Origin of the sequence: Actinomycetospora atypica (genome assembly GCF_042653685.1) — a bacterium.
Classification (GTDB): Bacteria; Actinomycetota; Actinomycetes; order Mycobacteriales; family Pseudonocardiaceae; genus Actinomycetospora; species Actinomycetospora atypica.
Window position 1 is genome coordinate 1 of sequence record NZ_JBHSIV010000053.1, and the last position, 26,948, is coordinate 26,948.

The 26,948-nt window shown below is 75.3% G+C and carries 26 protein-coding genes, 2 tRNA genes and 1 other RNA gene; 14 read left to right on the plus strand and 15 right to left on the minus strand.

What is annotated here, in order from left to right:
• Window positions 1–1,460, minus strand: a 1,460-nt coding sequence (locus tag ACFPBZ_RS27425; RefSeq protein WP_378039294.1) for a DNA polymerase III subunit gamma and tau, incomplete at its 3' end; no start/stop codon positions are given.
• 53 nt (window positions 1,461–1,513) lie between these two features.
• Window positions 1,514–1,610, minus strand: an RNA gene (gene ffs / locus ACFPBZ_RS27430) — signal recognition particle sRNA small type.
• 86 nt (window positions 1,611–1,696) lie between these two features.
• On the opposite strand from ffs, the gene ACFPBZ_RS27435 reads away from it, so the two are divergent.
• Window positions 1,697–1,781: transfer RNA gene (locus ACFPBZ_RS27435), tRNA-Ser, on the plus strand.
• Window positions 1,782–1,847: 66 nt separating this feature from the next.
• Here the strand turns inward: ACFPBZ_RS27435 and ACFPBZ_RS27440 are convergent.
• Window positions 1,848–2,426: a TetR/AcrR family transcriptional regulator gene (locus tag ACFPBZ_RS27440; protein WP_378039295.1), complete on the minus strand. Its 579-nt coding sequence runs from the start codon at window positions 2,424–2,426 to the stop codon at window positions 1,848–1,850.
• 73 nt (window positions 2,427–2,499) lie between these two features.
• Between ACFPBZ_RS27440 and ACFPBZ_RS27445 the strand changes: the two genes are divergently transcribed.
• Genes ACFPBZ_RS27445 through ACFPBZ_RS27455 form a run of 3 tightly spaced genes read left to right on the plus strand, consistent with a single transcriptional unit; the run spans window position 2,500 to window position 5,473 of the window.
• Window positions 2,500–3,645 carry an acyl-CoA dehydrogenase family protein gene (locus ACFPBZ_RS27445; RefSeq protein ID WP_378039296.1) on the plus strand — a complete coding sequence of 382 codons (1,146 nt, stop codon included), beginning with the start codon at window positions 2,500–2,502 and terminating at the stop codon, window positions 3,643–3,645.
• A gap of 36 nt (window positions 3,646–3,681) precedes the next feature.
• A complete protein-coding gene (locus ACFPBZ_RS27450; protein WP_378039297.1) occupies window positions 3,682–4,449 on the plus strand; it encodes an LmeA family phospholipid-binding protein in 768 nt (255 codons plus the stop codon).
• A gap of 25 nt (window positions 4,450–4,474) precedes the next feature.
• Window positions 4,475–5,473, plus strand: coding sequence for a Gfo/Idh/MocA family protein (locus ACFPBZ_RS27455; protein ID WP_378039298.1), 999 nt, complete (start codon window positions 4,475–4,477; stop codon window positions 5,471–5,473).
• A gap of 4 nt (window positions 5,474–5,477) precedes the next feature.
• On the opposite strand, the gene ACFPBZ_RS27460 is transcribed toward ACFPBZ_RS27455, so the two are convergent.
• A complete protein-coding gene (locus ACFPBZ_RS27460; protein ID WP_378039299.1) occupies window positions 5,478–6,257 on the minus strand; it encodes a hypothetical protein in 780 nt (259 codons plus the stop codon).
• Between the two features lie 251 nt (window positions 6,258–6,508).
• Here ACFPBZ_RS27460 and ACFPBZ_RS27465 point away from each other — a divergent pair, with 251 nt between their 5' ends.
• Window positions 6,509–6,790 carry a hypothetical protein gene (locus ACFPBZ_RS27465; protein ID WP_378039300.1) on the plus strand — a complete coding sequence of 94 codons (282 nt, stop codon included), beginning with the start codon at window positions 6,509–6,511 and terminating at the stop codon, window positions 6,788–6,790.
• Window positions 6,791–6,903: 113 nt separating this feature from the next.
• On the opposite strand, the gene ACFPBZ_RS27470 is transcribed toward ACFPBZ_RS27465, so the two are convergent.
• From ACFPBZ_RS27470 to ACFPBZ_RS27480, 3 genes are all read right to left on the minus strand, one after another.
• Window positions 6,904–8,667, minus strand: coding sequence for an ATP dependent DNA ligase (locus tag ACFPBZ_RS27470; RefSeq protein WP_378039301.1), 1,764 nt, complete (start codon window positions 8,665–8,667; stop codon window positions 6,904–6,906).
• 286 nt (window positions 8,668–8,953) lie between these two features.
• Window positions 8,954–9,796 (minus strand): zf-HC2 domain-containing protein, encoded by an 843-nt coding sequence (locus ACFPBZ_RS27475; RefSeq protein WP_378039302.1) that lies wholly within the window; start codon window positions 9,794–9,796, stop codon window positions 8,954–8,956.
• Complete coding sequence (locus ACFPBZ_RS27480) at window positions 9,793–10,434, minus strand: RNA polymerase sigma factor (RefSeq protein WP_378039303.1); 642 nt, start codon at window positions 10,432–10,434, stop codon at window positions 9,793–9,795. The genes ACFPBZ_RS27475 and ACFPBZ_RS27480 overlap by 4 nt, the downstream gene beginning before the upstream one ends.
• Before the next feature lie 267 nt (window positions 10,435–10,701).
• Here ACFPBZ_RS27480 and mftD point away from each other — a divergent pair, with 267 nt between their 5' ends.
• Window positions 10,702–11,883 (plus strand): pre-mycofactocin synthase MftD, encoded by a 1,182-nt coding sequence (mftD, locus tag ACFPBZ_RS27485; RefSeq protein ID WP_378039304.1) that lies wholly within the window; start codon window positions 10,702–10,704, stop codon window positions 11,881–11,883.
• 121 nt (window positions 11,884–12,004) lie between these two features.
• On the opposite strand, the gene ACFPBZ_RS27490 is transcribed toward mftD, so the two are convergent.
• The 3 genes from ACFPBZ_RS27490 to ACFPBZ_RS27500 form a co-directional block, all read right to left on the minus strand.
• A tRNA-Ser gene (locus tag ACFPBZ_RS27490) sits at window positions 12,005–12,093 on the minus strand.
• Between the two features lie 10 nt (window positions 12,094–12,103).
• Entirely contained in the window at window positions 12,104–12,574 is a 471-nt protein-coding gene (locus ACFPBZ_RS27495) for a nucleoside deaminase (RefSeq protein WP_378039318.1), read from the minus strand.
• Complete coding sequence (locus ACFPBZ_RS27500; RefSeq protein ID WP_378039305.1) at window positions 12,564–13,100, minus strand: tRNA adenosine deaminase-associated protein; 537 nt, start codon at window positions 13,098–13,100, stop codon at window positions 12,564–12,566. Before ACFPBZ_RS27500 ends, ACFPBZ_RS27495 begins: the two co-directional genes overlap by 11 nt.
• A 207-nt stretch (window positions 13,101–13,307) precedes the next feature.
• Here ACFPBZ_RS27500 and ACFPBZ_RS27505 point away from each other — a divergent pair, with 207 nt between their 5' ends.
• Window positions 13,308–14,489, plus strand: a complete 1,182-nt coding sequence (locus ACFPBZ_RS27505) for a M20 metallopeptidase family protein (RefSeq protein WP_378039319.1) — start codon at window positions 13,308–13,310, stop codon at window positions 14,487–14,489.
• A gap of 66 nt (window positions 14,490–14,555) precedes the next feature.
• Window positions 14,556–15,584 (plus strand): prephenate dehydrogenase, encoded by a 1,029-nt coding sequence (locus ACFPBZ_RS27510; protein WP_378039306.1) that lies wholly within the window; start codon window positions 14,556–14,558, stop codon window positions 15,582–15,584.
• Window positions 15,585–15,625: 41 nt separating this feature from the next.
• On the opposite strand, the gene ACFPBZ_RS27515 is transcribed toward ACFPBZ_RS27510, so the two are convergent.
• Together ACFPBZ_RS27515 and ACFPBZ_RS27520 are read right to left on the minus strand one after the other, a co-directional pair.
• A complete protein-coding gene (locus ACFPBZ_RS27515; RefSeq protein WP_378039307.1) occupies window positions 15,626–16,903 on the minus strand; it encodes a right-handed parallel beta-helix repeat-containing protein in 1,278 nt (425 codons plus the stop codon).
• Between the two features lie 287 nt (window positions 16,904–17,190).
• Entirely contained in the window at window positions 17,191–17,958 is a 768-nt protein-coding gene (locus ACFPBZ_RS27520; protein ID WP_378039308.1) for an ATP-dependent DNA ligase, read from the minus strand.
• 61 nt (window positions 17,959–18,019) lie between these two features.
• Here ACFPBZ_RS27520 and ACFPBZ_RS27525 point away from each other — a divergent pair, with 61 nt between their 5' ends.
• Window positions 18,020–18,769 (plus strand): helix-turn-helix domain-containing protein, encoded by a 750-nt coding sequence (locus ACFPBZ_RS27525; RefSeq protein WP_378039309.1) that lies wholly within the window; start codon window positions 18,020–18,022, stop codon window positions 18,767–18,769.
• A gap of 73 nt (window positions 18,770–18,842) precedes the next feature.
• Window positions 18,843–19,826, plus strand: coding sequence for a non-homologous end joining protein Ku (gene ku, locus ACFPBZ_RS27530; protein WP_378039310.1), 984 nt, complete (start codon window positions 18,843–18,845; stop codon window positions 19,824–19,826).
• Window positions 19,827–19,862: 36 nt separating this feature from the next.
• Here ku and ACFPBZ_RS27535 read toward each other — a convergent pair whose 3' ends face one another.
• Window positions 19,863–20,090 carry a heavy-metal-associated domain-containing protein gene (locus ACFPBZ_RS27535; protein WP_378039311.1) on the minus strand — a complete coding sequence of 76 codons (228 nt, stop codon included), beginning with the start codon at window positions 20,088–20,090 and terminating at the stop codon, window positions 19,863–19,865.
• A 193-nt stretch (window positions 20,091–20,283) separates the two neighbouring features.
• Here ACFPBZ_RS27535 and ACFPBZ_RS27540 point away from each other — a divergent pair, with 193 nt between their 5' ends.
• Window positions 20,284–20,874, plus strand: a complete 591-nt coding sequence (locus tag ACFPBZ_RS27540; RefSeq protein ID WP_378039312.1) for a type 1 glutamine amidotransferase domain-containing protein — start codon at window positions 20,284–20,286, stop codon at window positions 20,872–20,874.
• 125 nt (window positions 20,875–20,999) lie between these two features.
• A complete protein-coding gene (locus ACFPBZ_RS27545; RefSeq protein ID WP_378039313.1) occupies window positions 21,000–22,115 on the plus strand; it encodes a YncE family protein in 1,116 nt (371 codons plus the stop codon).
• Window positions 22,116–22,161: 46 nt separating this feature from the next.
• Here the strand turns inward: ACFPBZ_RS27545 and ACFPBZ_RS27550 are convergent, their stop codons facing one another.
• Window positions 22,162–23,241: an MGDG synthase family glycosyltransferase gene (locus ACFPBZ_RS27550; RefSeq protein ID WP_378039314.1), complete on the minus strand. Its 1,080-nt coding sequence runs from the start codon at window positions 23,239–23,241 to the stop codon at window positions 22,162–22,164.
• 386 nt (window positions 23,242–23,627) lie between these two features.
• On the opposite strand from ACFPBZ_RS27550, the gene ACFPBZ_RS27555 reads away from it, so the two are divergent.
• Together ACFPBZ_RS27555 and ACFPBZ_RS27560 are read left to right on the plus strand one after the other, a co-directional pair.
• The gene (locus ACFPBZ_RS27555) at window positions 23,628–24,812 is read left to right on the plus strand and encodes an MGDG synthase family glycosyltransferase (protein ID WP_378039315.1); all 1,185 of its coding nucleotides are present in this window, start codon (window positions 23,628–23,630) and stop codon (window positions 24,810–24,812) included.
• The gene (locus ACFPBZ_RS27560) at window positions 24,809–25,696 is read left to right on the plus strand and encodes a DMT family transporter (protein ID WP_378039316.1); all 888 of its coding nucleotides are present in this window, start codon (window positions 24,809–24,811) and stop codon (window positions 25,694–25,696) included. Before ACFPBZ_RS27555 ends, ACFPBZ_RS27560 begins: the two co-directional genes overlap by 4 nt.
• A gap of 101 nt (window positions 25,697–25,797) precedes the next feature.
• On the opposite strand, the gene ACFPBZ_RS27565 is transcribed toward ACFPBZ_RS27560, so the two are convergent.
• On the minus strand, window positions 25,798–26,948 hold a 1,151-nt coding region (locus tag ACFPBZ_RS27565; protein ID WP_378039317.1), incomplete at its 5' end, for an LCP family protein.

The following is a 26,948-nucleotide window of genomic DNA, read 5'->3' on the forward strand; positions in this document are numbered from 1 at the left end:
CGCTCGGCCGGGCGCTCGGGCCGGCGGTCCGCCGGGCGCTCGGGCCGCGGGGCCTCGACCGTGGCGGTGGACCGGTCGGTGGGCGGCGCGACGGTGGCGTCGAGCTCACCCGCCCGCGGCGGGGCCTGCCGCGCCGACCCGTCCCGGCCCTCGTCCGGGCGCTCGTCCCGGCCCCCGTCCTGGCGCTCGTCCCGGCCCTCGTCCTGGCGCTGGGAGGGGCGCTGGAACCGGGGCTCCTCCGGGCCGCCCGCCGACGCCTCGGCGACGGCGAGCGGGCCGCCCGCGGTGGCCGTCGCGCCGGCCTGCAGGCGCCGCTCGACCCCCTCGAGCCGCTGCACCAGCGCCGCGTCGTCCGACGAGGCCGCCGGCAGCAGCATCCGCGCGCACACCAGCTCGAGCAGCAGGCGCGGCGCGGTGGCCCCCCGCATCTCGGTGAGCGCGGTGTGCACCAGCTCGGCGTGGCGGGCGAGGGCGGCGGGGCCGAGGCGCTGGGCCTGGTCGACCATCCGCTCCAGCTCGTCGGCCGGGACGTCGACCAGGCCCTTCTCCCCCGAGTCGGGCACGGCGTGGACGAGGATGAGGTCGCGCAGGCGCTGCAGCAGGTCGGCGGCGAAGCGCCGCGGGTCGTGCCCCGCCTCGACGAGCCGGTCGACCGCCCCGAACACCGCGGATCCGTCGCGCGCGCCGAGGGCGTCGACGACGTCGTCGAGGATCGCGACGTCGGTGACCCCGAGCAGCCCGACGGCCCGCGCGTAGGTGACCCCCCGGTCGTCCGCGCCGGCGAGCAGCTGGTCGAGCACCGAGAGGGAGTCGCGCGCCGAGCCGCCTCCCGCGCGGATGACGAGCGGGTACACGGCGGGCTCGACCGTCACCCCCTCCTCGTCGCAGATCCGCTCCAGCAGCGCGCGCAGCGTGCTCGGCGGCAGCAGCCGGAACGGGTAGTGGTGCGTCCGCGACCGGATGGTCGGCAGGACCTTCTCCGGCTCCGTGGTGGCGAACACGAAGATCAGGTGCTCGGGCGGCTCCTCGACCACCTTCAGCAGCGCGTTGAACGCCGCCGTGGTGACCATATGCGCCTCGTCGATGATGAAGACGCGGTAGCGGGAGTTGACCGGCGCGTAGGCCGCCTTGTCGCGCAGGTCGCGTGCCTCGTCGACCGTGCCGTGGCTCGCCGCGTCCATCTCGGTGACGTCGAGCGACCCCGGACCGTTGGGGGCGAGCGCGACGCAGGACCCGCAGACGCCACAGGGATCGGGCGTGGGTCCCTGCTCGCAGTTCAGCGAGCGCGCCATGATCCGCGCCGACGACGTCTTCCCGCACCCGCGCGGGCCGGAGAACAGGTACGCGTGGTTGATCCGGCCGGCGGTGAGCGCGGTGCGCAGCGGGTCGGTGACGTGCTCCTGGCCGACGACCTCGGCGAACGTGCCGGGGCGGTATCTGCGGTACAGAGCGAGAGCCACGCCGCGAGGCTACGCGGGACCTCCGACGGCCACGGGCCCGATCGGGAGGAGAGACGAAGGGGACCCCGCGCACCCGCCAGAGCCCGCTGACCCTTGCTGCCTTCCGGCCCTGGGGGAGTTCACAGGATGGACGCCGCGCGGGGTCCGGCGCCCACTGTACCGGTCCCCCGGCCCGGGTCCCACGGGGTGGGGGCCGGGGAAGAAGGGGCGCCGTCGCCCCCTGTACTCTCGCCCGCGGAGGATTGGCCGAGTGGCCTAAGGCGCACGATTGGAAATCGTGTTGGGGTAAAACCCTCACGGGTTCGAATCCCGTATCCTCCGCAGTTCCCGATCAGGCGCCGGGCCCCGTTCAGGGGCCCGGCGTTCGTCGTCGGGGCCCGCACCACGTCAGGACCGCAGCCCGCGCACCAGCAGGGTGGCGAGCTGCTCGTAGGCCTCGGCGTCGTCGAGGCCCGTCGTGGCCGCGACCCGCCGCGCCTGGATGGCCTCCATCGTCGAGGCGACCACCTCGGCGGCGAACCCGACGTGGACGTCGCCGAAGTCGCCCGACTCCACCCCCTCGCCGATGATCTCGCGGACCCGGCGGGCGGCCGCCCGGGTGTTGCGCTGGTAGATCTCCGCGGCCGGCGCGAACGAGGCGACGTCCTCGAAGAACGCCGCCGACGCGGGGGCGAGCTCCGCCGCGACCGCGCGCAGGTAGGCCGCCAGCCGCTCGGGGGGCGTGCTGCGGGCAGCCACCGCCGCCTCGACGTGGGTGGTCGCCGCGCGGAAGAACCGGACCACGGCCGCCGTCACGAGCTGCTCCTTCGACGAGGCGAGCCCGTAGAGCGTGCGCTTGGAGCACCGGAGCCGGGCGGCGACGTCGTCGAGGGTCAGGTGCGCGAAGCCCTCGGCCAGCAGCAGCGCGACGAGGGCGTCGGAGAGCTCGTCGCGCCGCGCGGCACCGCGCCGGACCGGGGAGGCCATCTGGCGATCATAGGCCCACATCGCTACTCTCAGCGGTACTGAGGTTCCGAGAACAGTACCGATAGGACGTGACATGCCGGTCGACCGTCTCCTGCCCACCGACGAGGCCCGGGCCCTGATCGAGCTGACCCGCGAGGTCGCCGACAAGGAGCTGGCGACCCGCGTGGACGACCACGAGCGCGGCGACGGCACCTACCCCGAGGGCCTGTTCGGCACGCTCGGCGAGACCGGCCTGCTCGGCCTGCCCTACCCCGAGGAGCAGGGCGGCGGCGGCCAGCCCTACGAGGTCTACCTGCAGGTCCTCGAGGAGCTCGCCGCCCGCTGGGCCGCGGTCGCGGTGACCGTCTCGGTCCACGGCCTGTCCTGCTTCCCGCTGGCCACCTTCGGCACCGCCGAGCAGCAGGAGCGCTGGCTGCCCTCGATGCTCGCGGGCGAGATGGTCGGCGGCTACAGCCTCTCCGAGCCGCAGGCCGGGTCCGACGCCGCCGCCCTGCGCTGCCGCGCGGTGAAGGACGACGCCGGCGACTACCGGATCACCGGTGAGAAGGCCTGGATCACCCACGGCGGGAAGGCCGACTTCTACGCCCTGTTCGCCCGCACCGGCGAGGGCAGCCGGGGCATCTCCTGCTTCCTCGCCCCCGGGCAGACCGACGGCCTCGTCTTCGGAAAGCCCGAGGAGAAGATGGGCCTGCACGGCGTCCCCACCACTTCGGCCACCTGGGACGGCGGCGTCGTCGAGGCCGACCGGCTCATCGGTCAGGAGGGGCAGGGCCTCTCGATCGCCTTCGCCGCGCTCGACTCCGGCCGCCTCGGCATCGCCGCCTGCGCCACCGGGCTCGCCCAGGCCGCGCTCGACGCCGCGGTCGAGTACGCCAACGAGCGGCAGGCCTTCGGCAAGAAGATCGTCGACCACCAGGGGCTCGGCTTCCTCCTGGCCGACATGGCCGCCGCGGTCGACTCGGCGCGCGCCACCTACCTCGACGCCGCCCGTCGTCGGGACGCGGGCGTGCCCTACAGCCGCCAGGCCAGCGTCGCGAAGCTCATCTGCACCGACGCCGCGATGAAGGTGACCACCGACGCCGTGCAGGTCTTCGGCGGCTACGGCTACACCCGCGACTTCCCGGTGGAGCGGTACATGCGCGAGGCCAAGATCATGCAGATCTTCGAGGGCACCAACCAGATCCAGCGGCTCGTGATCTCGAGGCACTTCGCCCGCTGACGAGCCGCCGGAGAGCCTGGCCCACACTGTCAGGCAATGCGGGGATTCCTCATCACTCTGGTCGTGCTCGTCCTGCTGCTCGTCGGCGTCGACTTCGGGGCCCGGTGGGTCGCCGAGGACCGCGTCGCCTCGCAGCTCCAGTCGCAGCTGAAGCTGGACGAGAAGCCGTCGGTCGCCATCCGCGGCTTCCCGTTCCTGACGCAGGCCGCGGCCGGGTCGTACGGGGCGGTCACCCTCACCGCCGAGCACATCCCCTACCGCCAGCTGCGTGACATGACGCTCGTCGCGGAGCTGGGGGACGTGTCGCTGCCCCCGCAGTCGCTGATCGACGGCACGGTCCGGTCGATCCCGGCCCGCACCGTCACCGCGAGTGCGCAGATCGACCCGACCGACCTCGCCCGGATCCTCCGGGTCTCGGACGTGACGGTGGCGCCGGTGACCGCGGCGTCCCTCCAGGAGCGCGACCTCGGAGGAGTCGACCCCTCCCAGGCGGTCGAGCTGACGTCGACCACGACGGTGCTGGGCCAGTCGGTCCGGGCGTCGGTGATCGCCACGTTCCGGCTCGCCGGCGGGCAGATCGTGCTCTCCGCGCGCGACATCACCGTCGACACCGGGGACGCGCCGTCGGCGGTGTCGGGCGCCGTGTCGAGCGCGCTGCGCTCCAAGCTCGGCAGCTTCTCGGCCCGGGTCGACCCGGGCCAGCTCCCGTTCTCGATCTCGGCGACCGATCTGCGCGCCGAGGACGGCAAGCTCGTCGTCTCCGGCACCGCGGAGGACGTCGACCTCCTCGGTGGCTCCCTGTAGCGGGGACCGTGACAGGCTGAGGTCCGTGCAGACCATTCGCTGGGGTATCGCCGGACCGGGCCGGATCGCGGCGAACGTGGCGCGCGACCTCGTGGCGATCGACGGCACGGAGCTCGCCGCGGTCGGGTCGCGCTCGCTCGAGCGGGCGCAGGCCTTCGCGACCGAGCACGGGGCGGCCCGGGCGCACGGGTCCTACCGGGAGCTGATCGACGACGAGGGCGTCGACGTCGTCTACATCGCGACCCCCCACCCCCAGCACGCCGATCTGGCCGTCGCGGCCCTCGAGGCGGGCAAGGCGGTGCTGGTGGAGAAGACGTTCACCGCGACCCTCGCGGGGGCGTGGCGGGTGGTCGACACGGCGCGGCGCCACGGCGTGTTCGCCATGGAGGCGATGTGGACCCGCTTCCAGCCGGCCGTCGTCCGGGCGCGCGAGATCTACGAGGCCGGCGAGATCGGCGACGTCCGCTCGGTGCAGGCCGACCTGGGCACGGTCCGCGACGTCGACCCGGCCGACCGGCTGTTCAACGCCGAGCTCGGCGGCGGCGCCCTGCTCGACCTCGCCGTCTACCCGGTGTCCTTCGCCCAGATGGTGCTCGGCGGGACCCCGACCGCGGTGCGCGCCGTGGGGCGTATGGAGTCGACGGGGGTCGACGCGGAGAACGCGCTGCTCCTGGCGTGGGAGGACGGGCGCTTCGCCACCGCGCAGACCTCGTTCCACAGCCCCTCGCCCGGCCAGGCCCGCATCTTCGGGTCGACCGGCTGGATCGACGTGCTCCCCCGCTTCCACCACCCCACGACGATCGTCGTGCACCGCTCTCCCGACGACCCCGGCGAGCGGATCGAGCTGCCGGCCACGGGCGCGGGCTACTCCCACGAGATCGACGAGGTCAACGCCTGCCTGCGCGACGGCCGGACCGAGTCGGCCGTGATGCCGCTCGACGACACCCTCGCGGTGCAGGGGGTCCTCGCCGAGGCGGGCGAGCAGCTCGGGCTGTCGTTCTCCGAGGTCGCGGTCGCCCTCTAGCCCGTCACACGGGCGGCAGCCAGAGCCGGCCCTCGAGCAGCGACGTCGGATCCGGGTCCGCGGACAGGGCCGCCAGCGCCGCCGCGTGCTCGGCCATCCCGAGCGCGGCGTGGGCCGCGTCGAACGCGTCCTCGGTGGCCGCCGCGGCCTCGCGCAGCGCCACCGGGATGCGCGGGTCGGCGTCGACCTGCCCGCGGCGGGCCGTCGCGGACGACTTCACCACCGGCCCCGTGAACGCCCGCGGGTAGATCTCGACGACCAGCACCCCGCGCGGGCCCGGCGCGGCGTCGAGCGGCCACACCCCCACGCCCGCCCGCCGCCACGCCCCGAGCAGGGGCATCCCGCGGATCGAGCCCGTGCCCACCGCGCCGGCTCCCCCGACCTGGAAGGTCGACAGCGGGTTCAGCCCCCGGTCCCGCGCGTCCAGCTCGGTCCGCCGGTAGAGCGGCACGTCGGTCGGTCTCCGCGTCCCCGCCCGGCCCCAGAACGGGGGCTCGCACGCCCGGAGCCAGCCCTCGCCGTCGTCGCGGGCGAGGTCCCACAGCGCGGGGAGCGTGGTCGCGCGCCGCTCGGTGGCGAACCAGCCCGGGAGCCCGAAGGAGAAGTCCATCCCGACGACGACCGGGGCGGGCGCGTCGCGCAGGTCCAGCACCAGGTCGCCGACCCCGGCCCGGTCGAGCCCGCCCCGGACGTCGAGGAGCTCCCCCGGACGCGCCTCGGCCACCCGGATCCGCGTCGCGGCCGCGCGCCGGTCGCCCGACCAGTCCACCGCGAGGATCCGCACCCCCGCATCGTCGTCCCCGTTCCCCTCCGGTCGAGGACCGACCCGTTCACCCGTTCGTCGCATCAGAACGACCGCTGGACCCTTCTACCCGACCGTCGGTCCCGTCGCGAGCCGGGCCACGCTTTCCGGGTGGAGTTCGTCGTCCTGCTGGTGCCGGTGATCACCGCGGCGCACAGTCCTCCCCGACCGCTCGTCGCAGTCCTGGCGCGACGAACGGTCGACCCCGTTGCTCCACATCGAGGAGAGATCCCGTGCCCAAGCACCGCGCCCCCCGCAGGATCGTCGCCCACCCCGGCCGCGCCGCGACCCCGATCGCCGCGCTCGCCCTGTCGGCGGCGGCCCTCACCGCCGTGGCCCCGATGGCCTCGGCCCACACCCGCGACACCGAGCGGGACGGCCCCTCGGGCAACGGCAACATCGGGCTCCTCAACGACCTGACGCTGCTGCCGGTGCAGGCCTGCGGCCTCCAGCTGCCGATCCTCGGCAGCATCCTCGAGGCGCCGGACGCGGACTGCACCCAGACCGACGACTGATCGCGCCCGCCCCTCGATCGAGCCCGACCCAGGGACGCCCTCCGGAACGTCGGAGGTCGGAGGACGTCCGGGGACACGCAGCGGAGCGGAGCTGGACCGAAGGGGCGGGCTGGTCACCCCACGAGCAGGTGACCGCCCGGCGGGTCCTGGGCGGCGGCACCCGGCACGCGCAGCCGGACCGTGGTGCCGCTGCCCGGGCGGGTGTCGACGTGCAGGTCGCACGAGCTGCCGAACGCCGCCCGCAGCCGGCGGGTGACCTCGGCGATGCCGCCGTGGCGGGCGTCGACCTGCGAGGCCGAGCGCGAGGCCTCGGGCCCCATCCCGGCGCCGTCGTCGGACACCGTGATCACGCAGTCGGACCCCGCGCCCAGCGCGGTGACGAACACGGTGCCGCCCCCGGGCACCGGCTCGATGCCGTGCCGCACGGCGTTCTCCACGAGCGGCGCCACGACGAACGGCGGCAGCACCACGTTCTCCACCTCGGGCGCCACGGAGAGCTCCACCGTGAGGCGCGGCCCGAACCGGGCCTGCTCGAGGGTCAGGTAGCGCCGGGCGTTGTGCAGCTCCTCGGCCACCGTGGTGGTGGCGTCGGAGGCGCGGAACGAGTAGCGCGTGAAGTCGGCGAACTCGGTCAGCAGCTCGCGCGCCCGCGCCGGGTCGACCCGCACGAAGGCGGCGATCGCGGTGAGCGCGTTGTGCACGAAGTGCGCGGAGAACCGGGACCGCAACGCCGCCTCGACCTCGGCGTCGGGCAGCGCGATCTCGGCGACGCCGGGCACCCGCCTCTCCGGCGCCGCCGGGTCGGCCTGCCCCCGCACGGCCGGGAGCGCCGTCCCCGGGCGTCGTCGGGGGCCGTCGACGACCTCGAGGTCGTCCAGCGCGAGATCCGAGTCGACGACCGGTGCCGCGACGAGGGGGGCGTGCACCGTGGCCGGGTGGGTGTCGAGGCGCAGGCCCTGCCAGACCGGACGCCCGACGAGGCCCGTGGGTGTCCACCGCCGGTGCTCCACCCGCCCGACGAGCCGCGGCGCGAGCCAGTGCGCGGACGCCGCCGCGTCGGGCGGGACGGACCCGTCGAACGCGCTGACCGGGCGCTCGAGACCGGCCGCGGCCTCGAGGATCTCGCGCCGCGCGGCCGCGGTGACCCCGGTGGACACCCGGCCGACGTAGCGCAGCGCCCCCTCGCTGGGCACGCCGAGCAGCAGCGCACCGACCCCGCCCTCCGGGGACCGCGGCAGCCAGCCACCGACGACGACGTCCTGCGACCGCGTGATCTCCGCCGAGATCCAGCTCCGCGAGCGGCGTCCGCCCTGGTAGGTGGACTCGAGACGCTTGGCGACGACACCCTCCAGTCCGTAGTGCCGGGCCGTGGCGATGATCTTCTCCGGGCCCAGCCCGGTGAAGAAGGGCGGCACGACCATCTGTCCCCCGCCGAGGTCGACCTCGGCGAGGAGGTCACGCCGCTCGCGGTAGGTCAGCTGCGTGGTGGAGCGACCGGCGACCTCGAGCACGTCGAACGCGTAGAAGGTCACCGGCGTCCCGGCCACGAGGGCCGTCGACGGGCTCGCCACCCGGCGGCGGCGCCGCAGCCGGGCCGCGCTCGGCCGGCGCACGGCGTCGAGCGCGACGATCACGCCGTCGAGCACCACGTCGGGCCCGGCGGGGGCCCCGATCTCGGGGAACCCGGCCGTGACGTCGTGCCCGTCGGCGTCGACGAGGCGCATCCGGCCGTCGCGGACGTGGGCGAGGCAGCGCAGCCCCGACCACACGAACTCGAAGGCCCAGCCCGCTCCCCGGGGCAGGTCGCCGGGTGAGGCGAGCATCGGGCGCGCGACCCGGGGGACGTCGGGCGGACCGCTCGGCGGGGACGACACCACGGCGCCTCCCCGGTCTCCTCGGCCGCCCCGGCCCGGTCCGGCGGCGGATGCCGGACCAGGCCCGTGCCCCTCGGTGGGACGGGGTGCTCCGACGTCCGACACGGTAGCCAGACCCCCCGACAGCGACGCCCGTTTTCCCGACCGCGCCACGACGTGCTGCGGCCGGACAGCGGCACGACGCGACGAACGGCCGGGCCACGCCGATCGTCCCCCGGCGCGCCCGGTCGTGCCGGGTACGGGGGCCGTTCGGACGAGCGGGGGACACCGCTCGTCCGAGACGGCCTCGTCAGATCAGCCGCCCGCTCGCCACCACCGCGGACGGCCGGGCGGGGACCGGTCCGAGCGGCTCGGCGGACACCGCGTACGCACCCTGGGACAGGGTCGGCGCGCCGCCCCCGGGCGGGGCGGTCGTCGTGCCGACCGGGGTGTACGTGCCCGACCCGTCGAACGTCCCGACCGCGGTGGCGCCACCGCCCACGACCCGCCAGAGGACGAAGGTGCGGCCGGCGCCGAGGTCGGGGACGTCCACGGGCACCACGCGGGCGCCGGTGGTGTCGTCCAGGACCACGGCCATGACCGACCCGCCGGGCTGGACCAGGGAGGCGTGCCGCACGCCCGGGTCGCGGGCCTCGGCGGACTCGACGACCTGCTGGGCCCGCGCGGCCGCGACCGAGCGCGGGTCGCCGCCGCCGTCCTGCACCGCTGCCCGGGCCGAGAACACGACCACCCCGGCGACCACGGCGACGAGCGCGAGCAACGCTGCCGTGCGTCGTCGGGGGACCCGGGCGACGGCGGGACCGCCGGGCACGGGGGACGCGGTGGCCGCGGGCCTCGTCGGGACGGTCCCCCCGGCCGGCGTCGGCACCGGAGCGGCGCGCGGCGGGACGGGCTCGGCCGCCGCGGCCTCCAGGATCCGGCTCCGCAGCCCCGGCGGCGGCTCGACCGGCGGGACGGAGCGGGCGAGCGCGGCCATCGTCTCGTGGGTCTGGGCGAGCAGGGCGCGGCAGGCGGCGCACCCGCGCAGGTGCTCGTCGACGCGGTCCTCGTCCTCGGGCTCGAGCGCGCGCAGCGCGCGGCCGACGACCGCGCCCGCGAGCTCGCCGTCGTGCGGGTCTCCGACGGCGCTCATCCGGCGTCCCCGAGCAGCTCGAGGCCGGAGGTGCCGAGCACGGGCGCGAGCAGGATGCGCAGCTTCGCGACGCCGGTGAACATGCGGGACTTGACCGTCCCGATCGGTACGCCGGTGATGGAGGCGACCTCCCGCTGGGTGTAGCCGCCGTAGTAGGCGAGGCCCAGGGCCTGGCGCTGCTCGGCCGGCAGGTGGTGCATCGCCGCCCGGACGTGCTCGGCGATGACCGTCCCGAGGGCCGCGCGGTCGGCGGACGGCCCGGCGGCGGTGGTGCCCTCGTCGGAGTCGTCGGTGGGCACGTGGTGGCGGCGACGGGTGGCCTCGCGGCGCACGGCGTCGACCGACTTGTGGTGCACGAGGGTGAGCAGCCAGCTGATGACCGAGCCCCGGGTGCGGTCGAAGCGGCCCGGATCGCGCCACAGGACGAGGAAGACCTCCTGCACGACGTCCTCGGCGAGTCCGTCGTCGACGCAGATCCGGCGGGCCAGGGAGTACGCGGCCCGGCCGTGCCGGCCGTAGAGGGTGTCGAGCGCCGAGGCGTCGCGGGTCGCGAGCCGCTCGACGAGGTCGGCGTCGGTCACGTCGGCCTCGGGGCCGAGGGCGGGCTCGGGCGATGCGGAGGACGAGGAGGGGCGCACCCGTCCCGCGGACCTCGTTCTCGCTGGCACGGTCATGACTGGTGGGGCTCCCAACTCGACGCTCCGGACGGCTCCGTGCGCCGGTCGCGACGGGGCTTTCGCGACGATGCGGCGGGCGGTTCGGCCGGACGGCACACCGGCCCGGCGTCGGCCGGTGGGGACCTGTCCTGACGGACGGGTCCGATTCCCACCCCGTGAGCGGCGCGGTAGTGACGCCGCGCACCTAGTCTCGGAGGGGAGGGACGACGACGTAGGCGGAAGGTGCACATGGCTGGTCAGTGGTTCGAGTCGGTGGCGGAGGCCCAGCGCCGCGCGAAGAAGCGGCTGCCGAAGTCCGTGTACGGCGCGCTCGTGGCGGGGAGCGAGGCGGGCTACACGCTGGACGACAACACGTCGGCGTTCCGCGAGCTCCAGTTCGCCCCGCACGTCGCGGACCTCGCGCCGGAGCGGTCGCTCTCCACGACGATCATGGGGCAGGACATCTCGATCCCCGTCATGATCTCGCCGACCGGGGTGCAGGCGGTGAACCCCGAGGGCGAGGTTGCCGTCGCGCGGGCCGCGGCGTCGCGCGGGACCGCGATGGGGCTGTCGTCGTTCGCGAGCCGGTCGGTCGAGGACGTGGCCGCGGCGAACGACAAGACGTTCTTCCAGATGTACTGGGTGGGCGACCGCGAGACCCTCGCCGCCCGCGCCGAGCGCGCGAAGCGGGCCGGGGCGAAGGGGCTCATCGTCACCCTCGACTGGTCGTTCTCCCACGGCCGCGACTGGGGCAGCCCGTCCATCCCGGAGAAGATGGACCTCAAGACGATGATCAAGTACATCCCCGAGGGCATCACCCGACCGCGGTGGGGGCTGCAGTTCCTCAAGGCCGGGTTCATCCCCGACCTCACCGTCCCGAACATCCCGGTCGACGGCTCGGCGCCCCCCACCTTCTTCGGCGCCTACGGGCAGTGGATGTTCACCCCGCCGCCCACCTGGGCCGACGTCGCGTGGCTGCGCGAGCAGTGGGGCTCCGACCTGCCGTTCTGCGTCAAGGGCATCACGCGGGTCGACGACGCCAAGCGGGCCGTCGACGCCGGGGCCACCGCCATCCAGGTCTCCAACCACGGCGGCAACAACCTCGACTCCACCCCCGCCCCGATCCGGGTGCTCCCCGGGATCGTCGAGGCGGTCGGCCGGGACGTCGAGGTGATCATGGACGGCGGCGTGCGGCGCGGCTCGGACGTCGTCAAGGCGCTGTGCCTCGGGGCGAAGGCCGTCGCGATCGGGCGCGCCTACCTGTGGGGCCTCGCGGCCAACGGCGAGGAGGGCGTCGGCAACGTCCTCGACATCCTCAAGGGCGGGCTCGACTCGGGCCTGCTCGGTCTGGGGAAGTCCTCGGTCCAGGAGCTCTCGCCCGAGGACCTGCTCATCCCCTCGACCTTCACGCGCCAGGCCGGCGTCGCGTAGGTCCCGGGCCCCCGAGCGGCCCGTTCGTCACCGGAGTGACGGGCGGGCCGTTCGTCGTTCCGGCCACGACGACCCCCGGACGCACGAACGCCGGGCGTCCCCCCTGGGGAGCCCGGCGCAGTGGCGGTAGCGGTGGGATTCGAACCCACGGTGGGCAGAACCCACACACGCTTTCGAGGCGTGCTCCTTTGGCCGCTCGGACACGCTACCGGGAGCAATATTACGGGACGTCCTCCTCGGTCCCGGAGCCACCCCGGAACCACTCCCGCAGCAGGTCGGAGCACTCGCGCTCCCGCACGCCGGCGAGGACTTCCGGACGATGCGTGAGCCTGCGGTCGCGCACGACGTCCCACAGCGAGCCGACCGCGCCGGTCTTCGGCTCCCACGCGCCGAAGACGATCCGGTCGACGCGGGCGAGCACGGCGGCGCCCGCGCACATCGTGCAGGGCTCGAGGGTCACGGCGAGGGTGCAGCCCGACAGCCGCCAGCCATCGTCGTAGCGGCCGGCCGCCGCCCGCAGCGCCAGGATCTCGGCGTGGGCCGTGGGGTCGCCGAGCGCCTCGCGGGCGTTGCCGGCGGACGCGAGCTCCCGACCGTCGGGACCGAGGACCACGGCGCCCACCGGGACGTCGTCGGGACCGACCGTCCGCGCCACCTCGAGCGCGCGGGCGATCCAGGCGTCAGGACGCAGGCGCCGTCTCCACGATCTTCGCGAGCTCCTCGGCGAAGCCGCAGCGGCGGGCGATCGCGGTGAGCTGCTCGTCCGGGTAGAGGTCGATCTCGTCGACGAGCACGGCCAGTTCGTCGGCCGGGACGCCGAGGTCGGCGAGGAGCGAGAGGTCGCCCTCGGGCCACGGGTCGTCGTCGACGTCGTCCTCGTCGGGCACGTCGAGGCGCAGCAGGTCGAGGACGTCGGCGGCGACGTCGTAGTCGAGGGCCGCGACGGCGTCGGACAGCAGCAGCGACACCCCGCCCGGGACGGGGCGGACGATCACGAAGAACTCGTCGTCGACGTCGAGCAGGCCGAGCACCGCGCCGGTGGAGCGCAACGCCCGGAGAGCGGTGATGGCGGAGTCGAGGTCGCCGAGGGCGGTACGGTCCATCGTGACGGCACGCCACCGGCCCTCCTCGCGCGTGACCGCGACGGCCCAGCCGTCGAGCGGCACGGCGGTGCCGGTACCTCCACGCTGGGCGGCCTGTGCGCCCTGACCTGCCATGGGCAGCACGGTAGGTGCCATTCGGGCGCGTCCGAAAGGGCGTCGGAGCGGCGTGCACCGAATCGACACCTTCGGCGCGCCGGGCGGTCGCCCGCCGGAGGCCGGGGGTGCAGGATCACCGGTGTGAGCACGTCTCCGGACACCCGGGCCGACGGGACCGGTGGGTCCGCCCGACGCCGCGCCGCCCACCGCGCCCCGGAGCGCGCCCTGCTCGCCGAGGCCCGCGCGCTCCAGCCCGACACGGTCGCCCTGCGCCGCACTCTGCACCGCCACCCGGAGCTGGGTCTCGACCTGCCCACCACCCAGGCGGCCGTCCTCGCGGTGCTGCGCGACCTGCCCCTGACGATCACCACCGGTCGCTCGTCGACCTCGGTCGTCGCCACCCTCACCGGCGGGCGGCCGGGCCCCGCGGTGCTGCTGCGGGCCGACATGGACGCGCTGCCCCTGCACGAGGACACGGGACTCGCCCACGCCTCGCGCATCGACGGCGCCATGCACGCCTGCGGGCACGACCTGCACACCGCGATGCTCGCCTCCGCCGCCCGGCTGCTCTGCGGTCGGCGCGACCGGCTGGCGGGCACGGTGGTGTTCATGTTCCAGCCCGGCGAGGAGTCGCGGCACGGCGCGCTCGCGATGCTCGCCGAGGGCGTGCTCGAGGCCGGCGGGTCGCTGCCGACCTCGGCGATGGCGCTGCACGTGACCTCGCGGCTGGCCTCCGGGACGCTCCAGACGCGGGCCGACTCGATCATGGCCTCGTCCGACGACTTCTGCGTCACCGTGCACGGCGCCGGCGGGCACGCCTCCGCCCCGCACGACGCGCTCGACCCGGTGCCGGCCGCGGCCGCCATGGTCGGTGCGCTGCACACGATGACGAGCCGGCGGGTCAGCGCGTTCGACCCGGCGGTGCTGACGGTCGCGCACCTCACGGCCGGGACCACCACCAACGTCATCCCGGAGACCGCGACGCTCGAGGGCACCGTCCGCACGCTCTCCGAGGACACCCGCGCGGAGCTCCTCGCGCAGCTGGAGCGGGTGTGCCGCGGGACCGCCGACGCCTACGGGTGCACCGCGACGGTGGAGATCGACCGCGGCTACCCCGTGACGGTCAACGACGCGACCGTCGCCGAGCGCGTGGCCGACGTCGGGCGCTCGGTGCTCGGGTCGCGGTTCGTCGAGCCGATGCCCGACCCGATCATGGGGTCGGAGGACTTCTCCTACGTGCTCGGCCGGGTGCCGGGAGCGCTGGCCTTCCTGGGCGCCTGCCCCCGCGGCACGGACCCGTCCGAGGCCCCGCCGAACCACTCCAACCGGGTGGTGTTCGACGAGGAGGCGATGGTCGCGGGCGTCGCGCTCTACGCCGGGTACGCCCTGGAGGTCCTGCGGGCGTGACCGCTCCGGGTCGCCTGCATGGGCGAATGGCCGTCACCCGGACGGCTCGCCCTACGCTCCCTCACCGTGGGGACTCCTGAAGAGCAGAGCGGCGCGGTCCTCGGTGCCGCGCTGACCCGGCCCGTCTGTGTCCTCGGGCTCGGCCTGATCGGCGGATCGCTGCTGCGCGCGGCCGTCGACGCCGGCCGCGACGCCTGGGGGGCGTCGGCCTCCGAGACCACCGCGGAGAAGGCCCGGGCCGACGGCTACGACGTGAGCGCCGACGTCGGCGCGGCGGTGCGGCGGGCGGCGGAGACCGACGCGCTCGTCGTCGTCGCGGTGCCGCTGACGAGCATGGACGACGTGCTCGCGGTCGTCGGGAAGGAAGCCCCCGACTGCCGGCTCACCGACGTCACGAGCGTCAAGGAGCCGGTGCGCGACGCGGTCGAGCGGTGGGCGCCCGGCACCCGGTTCGTCGGCGGCCACCCGATGACCGGCACCGAGTTCTCCGGCTGGGACGCCGGGTCGCTGCAGCTCTTCCACGACAAGGTGTGGGTGGTCGCCACCGACGACGACACCGACCTGGAGGTCTGGGCCGACGTCGTCGCGCTCGCCCTGGCCTGCGGCGCGACCGTGGTCCCGGCCGCCTCCGATGAGCACGACGTGGCCGTCGCCCGCATCTCGCACCTGCCGCACCTGCTGGCCGCCGTGCTCGCCGCGGTCGGCGCCGACGGCGGCGAGCTGGCCCTCGCGCTGGCCGCGGGCTCGTTCGCCGACGGCACCCGGGTGGCCGCGACCCGCCCGGAGCTCACCGCCGCGATGTGCGAGGGCAACCGGGCCGCGCTGCTCGCCGCGTTCGACGACGCCCTCGGCCGGCTCGGCGCCGCCCGCGGTTCGCTCGCCTCGACCGGCGGTCTGCTCGCGACGCTGACCGCGGGTCACGACGGCCGCAGCGCCCTCGACGCCGCCCGACTCGACCGCCGGGAGGTCCGCGTCGACCTCTCCGGCACCCCCGTCGAGCGGCTCGAGGCCATGCGCGAGCTCGGCCGCTCCGGCGCCCGGATCATCGGCTGGACCGCCGAGGCGCTCGAGGCCGCGGCGCCCGAGGAGGACTGAGCCGGGTCCTCCCCGGGCGCCGGTGCCCAGCTCGCCGGCGCTCAGCCGGTCGTCGGGACCGGGGAGGCCGCGGGCGCCCGGCCCGGGATGCAGATTCCGGGCGGCGTCGCGGTACGGCCCACGTTGGCCGTCCAGGTGTCGGCCGTGCCGGCGGTACGGCCGCCCTTCGAGGCGTCGACGCAGTCGACGTCGCTGCTGCCGGTGGCGACGTTGTTCGTGAGCACCAGCCCGCTCGAGGTCGCGGACACGACGATCCCGCGGCCCGGGGCGTCGCCGTTGCGCGTCGAACCCTGCACGACGTTGCCGCGGACCGTGACCGAGCGGTGGGCGCCGTTGATCGCGATGCCGGTGGTGCGGTCGCGGACGACGTTCGTGTCGATCAGGAGGTTCGTGCTCTCGGGGGTGGCGAAGGGGCCGTCGAGACCGTTGGCCGAGATGCCGGTACCGCGGCCACCCGTCAGGACATTGCGTCGGACCGTCAGGCCGTCGTTGTTCCCGACGATGTAGATGATGGTCCCCGTGGCCGTCGCCGGCTTCGTGGCCTGGTTCTGGTCGATCAGTGCACCGACGGTGTTGTTGACGACGGCGAGGCTCGAGTCGTCGACGCTGCGGTTGTTCCGCACGACGAGACCCCGGGAACGCTTGGACGGGTCGCCGATGCTGTTGACCGCGGCGCTGATGTGCCGCTCGAACAGGTTGTCGGAGACGGTCACGTCGTTGGCCGGGCCGGAGGTGAAGAGGATGCCGGTCCCGGCCTGCGGGTCGGCGCCCCGGTTGTTCGCGGTGAAGCGGTTCCGGGCGATCGTCGACGGGGCCGGGCCGGCGGCGCTGACGTTCATCCCGTTCTGGTTGTCGGCGAAGACGTTGTTGACGATCGAGAAGCCCGAGCCGCCGCCGAGCGCGTCGATCCCGTCGCCGGCGCTGCCCCGGAACGTGAACCCGTCGACGACCAGCCCGTTCACCGTCCCGTTCACGACGAGGCCGCCGGCGGTCGAGGTGACCACCGACTCCGCCGCGAGGGCGGTCCGGCCCGACCGGGCGTCGCGCCCGGACTGCGCGCCGAGCAGGCGCAGGGTCTTCGTGATCGTGACGCGCCCGGTGTAGGTCCCGGCGCAGACGTAGACCGTGCCGCCCGCGGGCGCCGCGTCGACCGCGGGCTGGATCGCGGTGAAGGTCGGCTTCGGGCAGGTCGGCGACGCCGTCCCCACCACGTACGCCCCGGTCGGCGGGGCGGCCGCCGGGGCCGCCGACCCGGCGGCCGGGGTCAGGAGGCCCAGTCCGAGGACCCCGACCACCCCCGCGATCCCCAGCCGTGCCACACGCAGTCCCGCTCGATCCACTGTCGCCCCCCGATGTCTCTCCCACCCGCGGACCGGAGGACGTCGTGTCCTCGGTCGACGGGTGGCTGAGCCGCACATGTTCGTGAGGCGGGGTCGGCGACCGCTACGGAGGTCACTCGATGCGGTGGCGCCTCGTGACCCTGAGCTATCCGTCGTGACTCCCCGTCGTCACCCGCCCGGCCCTCCCCGGCCGCGCACGGCGCGCGGACCTCGCCGGTGCGGCCGGCCATCCGCAGCAGGCCCCGCGGACCCGTCCCGCGCCGAGGTCACCAGAGCCCGGGGGGCTCCTCGCCACGGCTGTGGCGGCCGCGCAGGACGCGGCCCGCCGGGGTGTCGGCGGGACCGGTGAGCGGCGGCGCGATCGCCGAGAGCGCCGGGCCCGCGGGCGGCTGACCGGGCAGGTCGACGGCGGTGGGCGCCGTGGGGCCGGCGTCGGTGGGCGCGACCACGCGGAGCCAGTCCTCGCCGGCGTCGGCGTCGTGCGGGGTGTCGCGCCGCCGGGCCATCACCCCGGGCAGCCCCTGCTCGCGCACGCCGGCGAGCAGCGCGGGCCCGTCGTCGTACACCGGGGAGACCTGGATGCGGCCCACCTCGTCGAGCGCGAGCCGGTTCAGGGTGGCCCGGCGCTCGTCGAGCGGGCGCTCGGTGAGCGGGACCCCGTAGAGCCGCAGCACGTCGTACACCATGAAGATCGCCGGGCGGGCCCGCGCGAGCGTGCGGGCCTTGCGCGGATCGGCCCGGCGCAGCCGGTCGAACAGCGCCAGCGACGAGGGCTGCCCCGCGTCGAGCAGCACCGCCTCGCCGTCGAAGAGCCCGTCGGCCACCACGTCGGCCAGCGGCGCGAACTCGGGGAAGCGCGCCGTGACGTCGTCGCCCTCGAGCGTGCGCAGGCACAGCGAGCCGTGCTCGACGTCGGCGAGCAGCCGGATGCCGCTCCAGTCGACCTCGTAGCTCCACTCCGGCCCCACGGGGAGGCGCCCGGGCACCGGCTGCATGGGCCGGATCCCGGCTCCACGAACGCCGACGTCCTGCATGCCCACCATCGTGCACCGAGGGTCCGACAGCCTCGGGAGCGACACCCCGGACACTGGCCGCGTGCGGGACGACAGGGAGCTCGACGGGGCGTGGCGACGCCACCAGACGCACTCCCGGCTCGCACCCGCGGCGGACCTCGCCCCGTTCGTCGACCACTACTGGGCCGTCACCTGGGCCTACGCCGAGCCGTACCGGCAGAAGGTCCCGCCGTCGGTGTCCGTGCACGTCACCGCCCGCGACGGGGACCCGCCGGTCTGGCAGGGCGTCACCACCCGCCACGTCGTCCGCGAGCTCGGCGGGCGGGGCGGCGTGGTCGGGGCGGCGCTGCGGCCCGGGACCGCCCGCGCCGTCCTGGGTCGCCCGGTGCGCACGCTGACCGACGCGAGCACCCCGGCCGGCGGACCCGCGGGCATCGTCGGGACCGGGGCGCTGGAGGCGTGGCTGCGCACCCTGCTCCCCGCCACGCCCTCCCCGGCCGCGCTCGAGGCGGCGGCCGCCGTCGACCTCGTGCGGACCGACCCCGGGATCACCCGGGTCGAGGAGCTGGCCCGACGGTGCGGGTGCCACGTCCGGCGCCTGCAGCGGCTGTTCGCCGAGCACGTGGGGGTGGGGCCGAAGTGGGTCGTTAGGCGGTACCGGTTGCACGAGGTGACCGAGCGCCTGGACGCCGGACGGGCGGTGGCCTGGGCGCAGGTGGCCGCCGAGCTCGGGTTCGCGGACCAGGCGCACCTCGTCCGGGAGTTCACGGCGCTGGTCGGGGAGTCCCCGACCGCGTACGCCGCGCGGTATCCCCCGGGCGAAATCCTGTGAGGCGGGACGCGTGTGGGGCATCCTGGGGCGGACGGTCCGGTGACGCCGGGTCACCGACGAGGGGAGCCGCGCGATGCGCGCGATCTGGAACGGCGCCGTGTCGTTCGGGCTGGTCAACGTGCCGGTGCGGCTCTACGCCGCGACGTCGAACCACGACATCCGGTTTCACCAGGTGCACGAGGTCGACGGCGGGCGCATCCGCCAGAAGCGCACGTGCTCGGTGTGCGGCGAGGAGGTCGCCTACTCCGAGATCGCCAAGGGCTACGAGACCGACGACGGCCAGCTGATCATGCTCGACGACGACGACCTCGCGTCGCTGCCGACGGCGAGCGGCCACGAGATCGACGTCGTGCAGTTCGTCCCGGCCGACGAGGTCGACGCGCTGCTGCTCGACAAGAGCTACTACCTCGAACCCGAGAGCAAGGCGCTCAAGCCGTACTCGCTGCTGCGCGAGGCGCTGCGCGAGACCGACCGGATGGCGCTGGTGAAGGTGGCCCTGCGCCAGCGGGAGACCCTCGCCCTGCTGCGCGTGCGCGGCGAGACGATCGTGCTGCAGACGATGCTGTGGCCCGACGAGGTCCGCGAGGCCGACTTCCCGGTGCTCGAGGGCGACGTCGAGCTGCGCCCGCAGGAGAAGGCGATGGCCCAGTCGCTCGTCGACTCGCTCTCGGGCGACTTCGAGATCGACCAGTTCGAGGACGAGTACCGCAAGGCCGTCGGCGAGCTCATCGAGTACAAGCGCGAGCACGGCGGCAAGCGCCCGGCCCCGCAGCCCGCCGCCGAGGACGACGCCGACGACATGACCGACCTGCTCACCGCGCTGCGCCGCAGCGTCGAGGCGGCCGGCGGGAAGGCCGCCGACACCTCGTCGTCGTCGTCGAAGGCCGACGCCGAGGAGGCCCCGACCGAGGACGCCCCCGCCGCGGAGGACGAGAAGCCCGCCAGGAAGACGGCCTCGAAGAAGTCCACGGCCTCGTCGTCGGGGACGAAGAAGAGCTCGACGCGGCGCAAGAAGGCCGACGAGGAGACCGACGAGAAGGAGAGCCGGACCGCCTAGCGGTGGGCCGGACGGCCCCCGCGGCGGCGGGGGTCGTCAGTGGCGCACGTAGGCGTCCCGGTTCGGGACGTCGTAGCCCTGGTCCTCGATCGCTTCGACGACGGAGCCCAGGGAGAGCTCGTCGTCGTGCTCCACGCGCACCACGCGCTGTTCGAGGTCGACGTCGATGCCCTCCACGCCGTCGATCGGCGAGAGCGCGCCCTCGATCGCGGCGCGGCAGTGGTCGCAGTGGATCTCGGGGACCGAGAGGGTCGTCGTGGCCATGATCGTCCTTCCGGGGGGGGGGAGAGCGGGTCTCCCCGCGACGGTGCCACGCCCGGGCCCCGGTGTGTCGGGCACCCCCGGGCGTTTCGCGGCGACGACCCCGGGGATCCGGCGATCACGGGGCCGGCGATCGCGCCACCCCCCGTCCGGGTGGGTCTCCCACCAGCATCGAAGCAAGGAGCGTCACATCACCATGGCCACGTCCGAGCGCCCGCTCGAGGGCCGCACCATCGGGTTCCTCTGCGCGAAGGAGGGCACCGAGCAGGTCGAGCTCACCGAGCCCTGGGAGGCCGTGCAGGACGCCGGCGGCACGCCGGTCCTCATCTCCGAGACGCCGGGGTCGATCCAGGCCTTCAACCACCTCGACAAGGGCGACCGGTTCGACGTCGACGCCGTGGTGAGCCAGGTCAAGACGGACAACTACGACGCGTTCGTCCTGCCCGGCGGGGTCGCGAACCCCGATCTGCTGCGCACCATCCCCAACTTCGTGCGCCTGGTCGGCGAGGCCTTCGCCACGGGCACCCCCGTCGCCGCGATCTGCCACGCGCCGTGGCTGCTCATCGAGGCCGACGTGGTGCGCGGGCGCCGGATGACGTCGTTCCCGTCGCTCGCCACCGACCTGCGCAACGCCGGCGCGGAGTGGGTGGACGAGGAGGTCGTCGTGGACCACAACCTCATCACCAGCCGCAACCCCGACGACCTGCCCGCCTTCTGCCGCACCCTCGTCGAGCAGTTCGCGTCGGCGGGCAAGGACGCCGAGATCCACGCGGCCGAGGTGCGCTGAGCCCGAACCGGACACCGCCGGGGTACGGAGAACCGTCGATCACGGGCGGGGGCGTCGAGCCGACGTCCCCGCCGGCCCCGGGATCCACAGCCCGGACCACACGCGACGAACGGAATACTCCGGACATGCCCCGACGCCGAGCTCGCGTCCTGCTGACGACGGCGTGCCTCGCCGCGTTGGCCCTCTCCGCCTGCAGTACCGAGGCCCCCGCGCCCGCCCCGCCGAGCACCACGGCGGCCGGCCCCGTCACCCCCACCACCGGGCTACTCCCGCCCGGGGTGCCGACGGAGGGCACGCGGCCCGACACCTCGAAGCTCTCGCTCGCCGCCGAACCGCGGTCGGCGCCGGCCCCGACGAGCACGCCGCCCGGCCGCCAGGTCGAGGTCGGGGATGCGGCCGAGGGCGTCGTCGTGGACCCCGTGACGCGCACGGTCGCCGTCGCGAAGCGGAACCCCAACGAGCTCGTGCTCCTCGACGCCGACACCGGTGCCGTCCGAGGTCGCACGCCGCTGCCCGGCTTCGTCCGGCACCTGCAGCTCGCCGCGCCCGGCGGGCCGGTGCTGGTGCCGGTCGAGAGCGCGAACTCCCTGATCCGCGTCACCCTCCCGGGCGGGCAGGCGGCCGCGCCGCTGTTCGTCGGGACCGTCCCGCACGACGCCACGCAGGCGCCCAACGGCACCGTGCTCACCGCCGACGAGCTCGGCGGCACCGTCTCCGCCGTGCGGGGCGACCAGGTGGTCAAGGTGTTCACCGACGCCGTGCAGCCCGCGGGCCTCGCGCCGGTCGGGGACCTCGTCGGGCTCGTCGACGTCCGCAAGAACGACCTGACGATCTACAACGTGGCCACGCTCTCGATCGTCGGCAGCGCCCCGTCGGGCGCGGGCCCGACCCACCTCGTGGCCGACCGGCACGGCCGGATGATCGCCACCGACACCCGCGGCGACCAGGTCATCGTGTTCCAGCCGAACGCCAGCGGCCCGCCGACCCAGGTCGGCGTCGTCGCCCAGCCAGGCGGGCCGTACGGGATCACCTACGACCCGACGCGCGACCGAGTGTGGGTCGCGTCGTCGGGCACCAACGAGGTGATCGGGTACGACATGACGAACCCGCAGCCCCGCGAGGTCGCCCGCATCGCGACGGTGCAGAACCCCTACACCGTCGGCGTCGACCCGCAGACCGGCCGCCTCTACGTCGCCGGCGTCTCCGGCGGCGTCGTCCAGTTCGTCGACCCGCCGGCCTAGTCCCCCGTCCCGCCCGCGGTGCTCGGCGCCGCGGGCGGGAGCGGGGTCAGGACGCTGCAGCCACCGCGGCCCGCTCGCCCGCCAGCCCGAGGACGGTGGCCGCGACGTCCCCGTCGGGGTCGGTCGGCCACGGCGAGAGCGGAGAGGTCCGCACGACCACGTCGAGCACCCCGGCCAGCGCGTCGGGGGTGGTCGGCCACGGTGCGAGCCCGGCGTCGGCCAGGACCGTCGCGTTGGCCCGGCCGTGGCCCGGGATCGGCAGGTAGGTCACGGCGGGCAGGTTCGCGACGAGCGCCTCGGTCACCGAGAGCCCGCCCGCGTTGTGCAGCAGGACGTCGGACGCCGCCATCAGCACCGGGACGTCGTCGCGCCAGCCGAGCGCGGTGACCCGCGGGATCGCGTCGAGCTGCTCGCGCAGCGCGGCGTTGCGTCCGCAGAGGACGAGCACGTGGGCCGCCGGGTTGCGCAGCGCCCCGTGGACCAGGGCCGGCACGTCGCCGAGCCCGAGCGAGCCCGCGCTGATCAGCACCGCGCACTCGTCGTCGCGCAGACCGAGGGACCGGCGGGTCTCCGTGCGGTCGGCGTCGGTGTGCGCCCGGGAGAAGCGCGGGTCGACCAGCGGGCCGGCCGGGCGCACGGCCACGCCGTAGACCTCGTCGGCGACGACCGCGCACGCGCTGGTGGCCGAGAGGTGGACGTCGACGCCGGGGTGCACCCACATCCGGTGCGGGGCCGGGTCGGTGAGATAGCTGACGACCGGAGCGCCGATCCGCCCGGCGGCGCGCATCCGCCCGAGGGTCTGGCAGGACAGCGGGAAGGTGGAGACGACGACGTCGGCGTCCCGCGTCCAGCGCCGCACGGTCCGCTCGGAGAGCGTGAGGAACGTCAGGATGATGCCGCGGACGTCCCAGCGGTGCTCGAGGGCGTAGAAGAGCCAGTCGAAGAACCGCGGCATCCGGTTCACCACGACGCCGTAGCCGTCGCCGATGATCACCTGGCCGAAGCGGGGCAGCGCGTCGAGGTAGTCGTGGACGGCCACGACCGCTCCGCGGGCGCGCAGCCGCGCCGCGAGCTCGTAGGCCGGACGGTCGTGCCCCGCGCCCACCCGCGCGGTGAGGATGACCACCCGGGGGGACCTCTGCGGTGCCGGCCGCGCCGCGGGTCCTCCACGGGAGGGCCGAGGGCTACGGCGCCTCCCGGGACGGATCGACCTCGGGACGCCGAGTGCGGTCATCGGTCGTGGGGCTCCTCTCGGGCGTGACGACGTCCGACGGGCTCGGGGATCGATGCACGTTAACCCGTCGACCGGGAGCCGTGACCCACCCGTGAATCCAGTGTGACCCATCGTGGACCTCGATGTCCCGCTCATGATCCGCCGGGGGCCGCGGGACGGCGGTGAGGGCGGGATGAAGCGTCGTGGAAGCCCCGATGTGGGCATGAACGTCCCGACCCCTCGGGATGAACACCACACCCCGAGAGGTGCGTCCATCCGCCGATCAGGAGACTGGCCCCGTGACCAGGCCGCAGACGGACCGCGCGACGCGGCTCCTGATCGTCTCCGGGGAGATCGGGCAGGGCCACGCGGCGGTGGCGCAGGCGGTCCGGACGACGGTGGCGCGCGACCGGCCCGACTGCGACATCCGCGTCGCCGAGGCCTTCGCCCGGATGGGGCACGGGTCGGGGCCGGTGTTCCGCTGGCTCTTCGAGTTCGGCGTCCGGTGGACCCCGCTGCTGCAGGAGGCCTGGTACGCCGCGGTGACGCACTCGCGGCTGGTGCGCTGGTTCTACCGCGAGGTGATGGGGGCGTGGGTGGCCCGGGCTCTCGCGGCCGACCTCGCCACCGGACCCACCGACGTCGTCGTCTCCACCCACCAGCTCGCGACGGCCGGGCTGGCCTGGCTGCGCCGACGCGGCCGCCTCGAGGCGCGCGTGGTGGCCGCGATCTGCGACTTCGCGCCCCACGCCTACTGGACCTACCCCGGGGTCGACGAGTACCTCGTCCTCTCCGACCTCGCGGCCGCCCCCACCCGGGAGATGGATCCCGGCGCCGGCGTGACGGTGCGCTCGGCGCTCGTCGGGGCGCCGTTCCGGCCCGTTCCCGACGACGAGGCGCGCGCGGCCCGGGAGCACCTGGACCTGCCGCCGGACGCCCTCGTCGTCGTCGTGACCGCGGGGTCGCTGGGCCTCGGCGGGGTCGCTGACGCGGTGCGCGCCGCCCTCGCCACCGACCCGCGCTGCCACGTCGTCGCGGTGTGCGGGCACGACGAGCGCGCCCGGGTGCGGCTCCGCGCGCTGCAGCGCAAAGTCGGCTCCGCGCGGCTGCGGGTCCCCGACTGGGTCAACGACGTCCCGACCCTCCTCGCCGCCGCGGACGTCGTCGTGAACAACTCCGGCGGCGCCACCGCGCAGGAGGCCCTCGCCTGCGGGCGCACCCTCGTGATCTACCAGCCGCTGCCCGCCCACGGCCGCGACTCCGCGCGACTGCTCGAGCGGGAGGGCCTCGCGACCACCTGCCGGCGGCCCCGCGAGCTGACCCGGCTGCTGCGCGGCTGGCTCGCCCGTCCCGCGGCGCTGCGCGAGGCCCACGCCCGCGCGACGGCCTGGTCGCAGCAGCAGGCCGCGGTCGACCTGGCGGCGGTGCTGAAGCTGCCCTCGGAGTCCGATCCGGGCCGGCTCGACGTCGGGCCCGGCCGGTGACGCCCGCGATCGCGCTGCTGACCGCGCTGCTGGGGGCGATGGGCATCTCCACCGGCACGGTGCTGCAGCAGCGCGCGGGGCAGGAGATCGACGAGCCCGGCTCCACCCGCCAGCTGCTCGCCCGGGTCCTGCGACGCCGCCGGTGGTGGGCGGGCCAGGGCGTCATCGCCCTCGGCTTCTGCTCCTACTTCTACGCCCTGCACCTCGGCCCGGTGGCCCTCGTCCAGCCGGTGCTGGTGACCGGCCTGGTGTTCGGGACGATCGCCTCGGCGCTGCTCGCCGGGCGCCGGCTCGACCGCCGCCTGCTGCTGGCCTCGGTGGTCTGCGTCTGCGGGCTCGCGGCGTTCCTGTCGATCGCCCGCCCGCAGGCCCCCGCGGTGACGCCGGTGCCGGCGGTGGGCCCGCTGCTGGTGGTGGCGCTCGCCGCGGTGGTCGTCGGGGTGCTCGGGCTGCGGGGTTCCGGGTGGTCCGAGCCGCTGCGCGCCGCGCTGCTCGCCCTCGCGACCGGGGGCTTCTACGGGCTGACCGCAACACTGTTCGCCACCGCCCTCGCGGGGCCCGACCCGATCGCGGTCGTCGTCTCCTGGCCGTTCGCCGCGGCGTGCGTGTCGTCGCTGTGCGGGTGGACCTTCTCCCAGCGCGCCCTGCACCTGGGGCGGCTCAACGCGCCGGTCAACGCCGTCATCGGCACCACCGACCCCGCGGTGGCCGTGCTGCTCGGTGTCCTCGTGCTCGGCGAGTCGATCTCCTCGACGCCCGCGGCGGTGGTGGGTCAGGTCCTCGCCGCGGCCGTCGTGGTCGCCGGGACCGTCGTCATCACCCGCCAGAGCGCCGCCATGCTGCGCGACGACCGCGCGGGCTCGCTCGCGCCGGCGTGGGGGTAGACGTGTCCTGGGACAGCATCAACGCCCTGCTGCCGATCGCGCTGATCCTCCTCGGCTGCACCGTGCTGGCCGTGCTGTTCGCGCGCGACCGCTGAGGCTCGTCAGGACCCGGGCGTGACCAGGTCGGCGGGGATGTCGTCGCCGCTGCGCAGGGCCTCCCAGAGGCGCGGAGCGTCCCGACGGCTCCAGACCACCGCCCCCGACACCGCCGACGACGGGGTGATCGGCACGGTCGTCGTGACCCCGCCCGAGCCGACCGCGTGCATCCCCCAGCCCAGGCTCGCGAGGTGCCAGGCGTGGGTCGAGTCGTCGACGGTGAGGGTCCGCACCGACGCCGTCGCGAACGGGACGGACGCCAGCGGGTTGAGCAGGGTCAGCGGGCTCGCCGCCTTCGACATCAGGGCCGAGAGGAACGCCCGCTGGTTCTGCACCCGCTGCAGGTCGGCGTTCGGGAACGCGCGGGACCGGACGTAGCCGAGGGCGCTGGGCCCGTCGAGCTCCTGGCAGCCGGCGGGCAGGTCGATGCCGGCCTTCGGGTCGTCGAGCGCGTCGTCGAGGCACATCTCGACGCCGCCGACCGCGTCCACCATCGACGCGAACCCCTCGAACCCGATCTCCGCGTAGTGGTCGATCCGCAGCCCGGTGGACTGCTCGACCGTGCGGGTCAGCAGCTGCGGACCGCCGCTCGAGTAGGCCGAGTTGAGCCGGGCGGTGGTGCCGTCGACCTCGACCAGCGAGTCGCGCGGCAGGCTGACGATCGAGGTCTGCCCGCCGAAGGAGCCGACGTGCACGATCATCATCGTGTCGGTGCGGTTGCCGTCGGCCTCGCCCGTCGAGAGCTGCCGCTCCTGGGCGGTCGACAGGCCCGCGCGGCTGTCCGAGCCGACGAGCAGCCAGTTCGTGCCCGACCCCGACGACGGCCGCCCCGCGTACGACGACAGCGCCGGCGTGCGCGTCATCTGGGTGTCGAGGTAGATGCCGAACCCGACCACGAGGAGCAGGAGCACGCCGAGCACCGCCCCGATCCGGCGGCCCCAGTGGGCGCGCCGGCGGGGTGACGCGGGGCGGCCGGGGGCGGGTGCGCCCCGGGTGCGGCGGAAGCCCCGCGTGGGCTTGGCCGGGGGAGGCGGGGCCGGTGGCGCGTGGACGGGTGAGCCCGGGGCCGGCGCCGGCCGGGCGGGCGGCTGCAGGGGCGGGGCCCACCGTGGCGGTGGCGGTGGCGGTGGCGCCTGGCGGGGGCCCGGCTGCTGGG

Bases quoted from the DNA above. Each gene is read 5' to 3' on its own strand.
- ACFPBZ_RS27440 (WP_378039295.1), bottom strand. From the start codon at position 2,426: ATGGCCTCCCCGGTCCGGCGCGGTGCCGCGCGGCGCGACGAGCTCTCC.
- ACFPBZ_RS27445 (WP_378039296.1), top strand. From the start codon at position 2,500: ATGCCGGTCGACCGTCTCCTGCCCACCGACGAGGCCCGGGCCCTGATC.
- ACFPBZ_RS27450 (WP_378039297.1), top strand. From the start codon at position 3,682: ATGCGGGGATTCCTCATCACTCTGGTCGTGCTCGTCCTGCTGCTCGTC.
- ACFPBZ_RS27475 (WP_378039302.1), bottom strand. From the start codon at position 9,796: ATGAGCGCCGTCGGAGACCCGCACGACGGCGAGCTCGCGGGCGCGGTC.
- mftD (WP_378039304.1), top strand. From the start codon at position 10,702: ATGGCTGGTCAGTGGTTCGAGTCGGTGGCGGAGGCCCAGCGCCGCGCG.
- ACFPBZ_RS27500 (WP_378039305.1), bottom strand. From the start codon at position 13,100: ATGGCAGGTCAGGGCGCACAGGCCGCCCAGCGTGGAGGTACCGGCACC.
- ACFPBZ_RS27520 (WP_378039308.1), bottom strand. From the start codon at position 17,958: ATGCAGGACGTCGGCGTTCGTGGAGCCGGGATCCGGCCCATGCAGCCG.
- ku (WP_378039310.1), top strand. From the start codon at position 18,843: ATGCGCGCGATCTGGAACGGCGCCGTGTCGTTCGGGCTGGTCAACGTG.
- ACFPBZ_RS27535 (WP_378039311.1), bottom strand. From the start codon at position 20,090: ATGGCCACGACGACCCTCTCGGTCCCCGAGATCCACTGCGACCACTGC.
- ACFPBZ_RS27540 (WP_378039312.1), top strand. From the start codon at position 20,284: ATGGCCACGTCCGAGCGCCCGCTCGAGGGCCGCACCATCGGGTTCCTC.
- ACFPBZ_RS27545 (WP_378039313.1), top strand. From the start codon at position 21,000: ATGCCCCGACGCCGAGCTCGCGTCCTGCTGACGACGGCGTGCCTCGCC.